The organism is Caloramator sp., assembly GCF_020054765.1.
GTDB lineage: Bacteria > Bacillota > Clostridia > Clostridiales > Caloramatoraceae > Thermobrachium > Thermobrachium proteoclasticum.
In genome coordinates this window covers 1-5793 of record NZ_JAIHAO010000071.1, presented here as the reverse complement: position 1 = coordinate 5793, position 5793 = coordinate 1, and the positions used below count along the sequence as shown (strand labels likewise).

Annotated in this window: 5 protein-coding genes and 1 pseudogene; all 6 read left to right on the top strand. The window is 31.1% G+C overall.

Translation table 11 applies throughout. From position 1 onward, the window contains the following. Positions 1–828, top strand: a pseudogene (locus JG776_RS12215) (hypothetical protein); the annotation flags it as partial. A gap of 18 nt (positions 829–846) precedes the next feature. Next, on the top strand, positions 847–2409 hold the full coding sequence (locus JG776_RS12210) for a hypothetical protein (RefSeq protein WP_291967918.1): 1563 nt from the start codon (positions 847–849) through the stop codon (positions 2407–2409). An 11-nt stretch (positions 2410–2420) separates the two neighbouring features. Then, positions 2421–2609, top strand: coding sequence for a hypothetical protein (locus tag JG776_RS12205; RefSeq protein WP_291967916.1), 189 nt, complete (start codon positions 2421–2423; stop codon positions 2607–2609). A 16-nt stretch (positions 2610–2625) separates the two neighbouring features. Next, positions 2626–4413, top strand: a complete 1788-nt coding sequence (locus JG776_RS12200) for a hypothetical protein (protein ID WP_291967914.1) — start codon at positions 2626–2628, stop codon at positions 4411–4413. 28 nt (positions 4414–4441) lie between these two features. Further along, positions 4442–4975, top strand: coding sequence for a hypothetical protein (locus tag JG776_RS12195; RefSeq protein WP_291967913.1), 534 nt, complete (start codon positions 4442–4444; stop codon positions 4973–4975). A 34-nt stretch (positions 4976–5009) separates the two neighbouring features. Then, positions 5010–5793 (top strand): hypothetical protein (locus JG776_RS12190; protein ID WP_291967911.1); only part of this gene is annotated, 784 nt, incomplete at its 3' end.

Sequence of the window (5793 nt, the reverse complement as noted above, 5' to 3'; positions counted from 1 at the left end):
CCTTATGAGTTAACTGAAAAATGTAGGAAACTTGAAAAATGTGAGTTAGAACAACCTTCGAAATCATCATCTTCATATATAGTTGTTCATGACGTTGCACTTTCTAATGCAAAAGATAGTGATAATGCATGTACAACAGTTATTAAGTTAAAACCTCGTCCTAACGGTACTTATTTCAAAGAAGTGGTGTACATAAAAACACATAACGGGGTTACTTTACAAGAGCAGAGAGATTTTTTAAGAGAGCTTGTTCATATTAAATTCCCTAATACTGAAAAATTAGTAATAGATATGAGAGGCAACGGTGAAGGGTTACCTTATTTATTTTATGAGACGTGGGAATATGTAGATCCCAAAACAAAAAAAGTAATTGAGTTCCCTCCCCTTGTGTTAGATGATGATGAAGAAGGTAAAAAATTGAAAGGTGCTATTCCGTTGATAAGAGGAATAGCAGCTACTAATAGTTTTAATAATACTATGTATACTTATATGAAATCTTGTTTTGAAGATGGTTCCGTAAGATTGCTTATACCTTCTACAGAAGTTGATAGTCAGTTTAAAGAAAACAATCTTACTCCTGAAGAATATGCTGTGTTTATTGAAACTGACTTACTTATAGAAGAGTTGGCAAATATTACACAGACAATAAGTGGTTCTGGAAATATTATTTATGATAGATTGGTAAAGACAATGAAGAGAGATAGAGCTACAAGCTTGGGATATGGATTAGCATATGTGAACGAGTTGGAAGTAAATAACAAACATAATTTGTATCAAGATGATTACGAAAATATGTTAAAAGGTATGTTGGAGTATTTGATTGTTTAGCAGAAAGAAGGTGAAAAAGTGCCAAAAAGAAAAAATCAAAAAAATACCACTGCTACTACGAATGAAACATCGACCAACTATTTTTTAGAATTTGCACGTGATATTAATGCAAGTATAATGGCTTATTATATGAACCCTATTTTGCAGAATGAAATATTGAAAAATATTAATATGTACCCTCAAAAATTTGATAGGGGAAAAATTATTGAATTATTGCAAAACCCCAAAGCTAATGAGCGTGCTTTAAAAGAATTAGCACAATTTATAGAGAATAATATTTTACAATTCAAAAGGTTGATTTATTATTTTGGAGGTTTATTATCATTTGATTGGTATGTTGAACCTATTATTAATAGTCCTGAGGATTTGAAAAATAGTGCTTTTTGGAAAGCTTATCGACGTGTTTTAGATTGGGTAGAAAAATTTAATATTAAACAAACTTTTCCAGAAGTTACACGCCAAATGATGCGTGAGGATGCTAAGTTTTATTATGTGAGGGAACTTGATGATAGGATTGTATTGCAAGAAATGCCGTCCAATTATTGTATGATAGACTACAAAAGCGAACATGGTTGGAAATACTCATTTAATATGACATATTTCCTACAACCAGGTGTTTTATTAGAAAATTTTGCGCCCGAGTTTAGCGTATATTATGAATCATTCATGAGCAATAAAGATAGAATTATTGATGATAAACAAGCTGGTGTACGAGCTGGGTATCATAATGGGAGATATTTTTATTGGCAACAGTTACCTCCAGATAAAGCATGGGTATTTAAATTTCATAATGAAATGGCTGGTATTGTCCCCCCATTGATACCGCTTTTTCTTGAGGCGCTTGATTTATTAGAATACCGTGAATTAGATAGAGTTGATGCAAAAGTAAGAACTTATAAAATTGTAAACAATAAAATTCCATTAAAAGAAGGAAAAAGTGTTAATTCTATCGATGCTTTTGCTATTACGGCAGATACAGCTAAGTATTTTAATGCGTATATGCAGGCAGGACTTCCAGAAGGTGTTAAAGCTATTACTACTCCATTTGAGCAGTCTGAAGCTATGGATTTTAATAAATCGCAGAGTAGTAAAACAATTTATGAGCAAGGCAATAGTAGATTTTGGGATAGTGCTGGTACTAATTTAGGTTTAGATAGAGCTACAGTGTCTTTAGTGAAAAACAATCAAGATGTTGATTATATGTTTGTAAAGCATATATATACTCAGTTTGAAGATTTTTTAAATTATCAAATTGAGAAAATTTCAGGTCAATTCAAATTTGTAATACATTTAGAGGGTACTGAATTTGATCGACAAGATAGAATTAATAATGCACTTAAAGCAGCACAATATGGTTTTCCAAAAATTTGGGTAGCTGCTGCTATGGGTAAGACTCAAAGAGAATTAATTAATCTTTCGTTGTTTGAAAATGCTGTTGGTATTGTTGATATGTTGGAACCATTGTCGTCTTCTTATCAAAAGTCGCCAAATGATAACAGCGGTAGACCTTCAAAATCACAATCAGAATTAAGTGATAAAGGTGAAGAAACCCGTGATGTTGGTAGTAATGAAAATGTGTAAAGGTGGTTAATATGCCAAAATACGTATATTGTTTTGATCCTGAAGTTGCGGCTTATTTAATTGATAAAAAGCTAATTTTATTAAATGAAAAAGTAATATCTGGTAAAAAGTGTTGGATATTTAAATATGATAAAAATATTGTATTGGATGTGCCATTCAATAAAGCAGCAATCGTAATAACAAACAAGATGTTCTTCTGAAAGTGAGGTGTTTTATGTGCCAAATCGTTATTTAAATTTACCAATAAAATATTTTGTAGATGATACTTTTGAGGATGATAGATTTTTAAAATTAAAGTTATATGTAATGCATGATGGCATAAATCTTAATAAATCAAAGTTTGATATGGATGCAATAGAAAAAGCAAAAGATACTATAGCTAATATTCCTATTCTCGCATATATCAAATATGACGAAGATGGTAATAAAGATTTTACAGAACATGAAATTATAATTGATGATAATGGGGTTAAATACTTAGAGCAACCTGTAGGTATTGTTCCTGAAGATAATAATTATCATTATGAAAAAATCGATGGTAGAACTTATGTTGTTGTTGATGCATATATATGGAAGGTTTATGCGCAAGATGCTGTGGATATATTGACAAAAAATAAAGGCGCTAAAATTTCTATGGAAATTTTAGTATATGAATCTAAATATAATAAAAAAACAGGCATTGAGAATATTTTAGAGTATTCTTATACTGGTATTACTTTATTAGGACAAAATGTAGAGAGTGGTATGATTAATGCTCATGCTGAAGTATTTAGCCAAAGAGTCGCTAAAATGCTTCAAGAATTTAAGAGATTTTTTAGGAAGGAGGATAAATCAATGAATTTTATTGAGAAAGATGAATGGGGTACTGGTGACCCTATAGAAATTGACTTATCAAAAGATGCAGCGGATTACGATACTCCTTGGGGTGATGTTGACAAAACAAAATTACGTAATGATATTTTGAAAGCAAAAAATTACAAAGAGTTAGTAAAAGCTGCTTATTTGGTAGTTCTTGATGGGTGGGAAGATGCTCCATCAGAGAATCTTAAATATCCTGTTTGCATGATAAAAGGTGGTAAATTGGTTTTATCTGCAAATGGATGTCAGGCTGCATTGTCATTTTTAGAGAAAAATACTGATGCTTCTTATTATGATGAAGCAAAGAGAAAATTGAAGAAATATTATGAGACTCTTGGGCTTGATACTTCTAATTTTACTATGGATGATATAAGTGATATTTCTGATGATAATGATGATAAACAAAAAAATGAAGATAAAGTGGTAGATATTCAAGTTGATTTTTCACTCACACAAGAACAATTAGAAGAAGAATTAGAAAGACAATTGGAAAACATAAAATATTTAGATGAAATTTGGAAAGAAGAATTCCCACGCTACTATTTAGTAGATTATGATGATAAGTTTGTATATGCTTGGGATTGTGTGAATGAATTTTATGTAAAGATACCTTATACAATGCAAGGTGACAATCCTGTACTTGATTTTGAAAATATAACAAGAGTTAAATTTGTTCCAGTTGATTGGGAAGATGGGAGTAAAGATATTATTAGTGAATTCACAAGACAAAATAATAAGAATTTTACACAAAAAATAAAAGCAATATCTGATCAAAATAAAGAATTACATGAAAAATATTCAAAATTGGAAGAAGAATTGAAAGATAAAAATGTTCAATTAGATGAATTATTAGCCTTCAAAAAAGAGGTTGAAAAGAAAGAATATAAGGCTAAAGTAGACTCATTATTAAGTTCTCTTGATGATATATTATCAAATGATGAAATACAATTATTTATTGCTAAAGCTGATAATTATGATAAATTTGAGGAATTTGAAAAAGATGTGAAAGCTTTTGTTGGTGAAAAAATGATTACATACCACAAAAATGGTTTGTCGTTTATTAAAATGAATCCAAATAATGATGATGATAATGTTCATAACGAGTCTCCCAATATATGGGAAAGGCTCGAAAAAAATATAAACTAAAATAATAATTATAAGGAGGAGTATTTCTATGGGAAATCATGTAGTTGTTAAAATTGGTAAAATGGCTTCTACGAATGTAGATAGCTATGTAGTATCTGTGCAAAATACTGTTGATATGGATAATGGAAGTATGGTTGTACTTGGTGATAGGATACCAGGTCAACCCGAAATTTATGCTTGTTCTGCTCCAACAGATGTAGCCACACAAGAGGTATTGTTGGTCGAATCACCAGTTTTGGTAGAGGTTAATGGATTTAGACTTGATATTGATGATCCTACATTATTTTACAATCCTGCTAACAGACCTGCAAGAGCAAGGAAATTGAAAGTTGGAGATAGGTTTACTATTACTGCTAATGGATTTAGTGCTGCGCCAACTGTTGGACAGTATGCTCTTCCAGCGAATGGTTCATATTTACTTGCTCCAGCAGCTAGTATAACTGATTCAAGTACTGGTGCTCCACTTTCTGTAGTTGCTTTTAAGGTTGTAGCACAAACCACAATTTCCGTTGCTGGTAATAAAATAACTGCTTATGAACTTGAAGTTGTTCATGCTCTCTAATTAAAATAATAATTATTAGAAGGAGGAATATTTTATGGGAAATATGAATGTTATACCTACCAAGAGATTTATGTCCTTCTCTGCTGATGGACAAGACATAGTAAGAGCTGGTGTTGAATTATATAAACATTATTTATACTTAAATGGAAAACAACAATATGCTGAAAGTGCTACTGGAAAAACATACGAAGAAAAACAAGAAGTTTTCACCAAAAATTTAATCAAAGAATCTTTTAAAATGGCTGGTGTTAATGCTACTGGGGTATCTGATACTGTTTTATTAAGAAATCCTAACGTAAAATGGGCTTTATTTGCTTTAGTTGGCGAAATGTTGGATGTGATTATACCAGAAACTGTATTGGATGACTTCTATAAATTTGCAGAAATAAAAAACGGCAACTGGGGCGATAGCTTTGTATTTACGATTCCAAATCCTGATTTGTTTGTGGTATCAAAAATTGCTCCCGGTATAAGAAAAGCTGAGCCACAAAGAATTTATAATGGAATATTAACGTTAATTCCTCAACAGCGTGCAATTACTATTCAAGAAGACTTCTATAGAGTATTGGCTGGAAAAGTTAATTGGGGTGATTGGGTAGCAAGAGTTGCAAGATCATTCGAAACACAAATTACAACTGATATATACAACGCAATATTGAATTCTTATGACAATCTCCCAACTCAATTGAAAGTTACTGGATTTACTGCTCAATCTTTCATACAATTAGTACAAAGAGTAGAAGCATTAAATGCTGGTGCTAAAGCAGCTGCATTTGGTACAAAACTTGCTTTATCACAAATACTTCCAGCAGATCAAT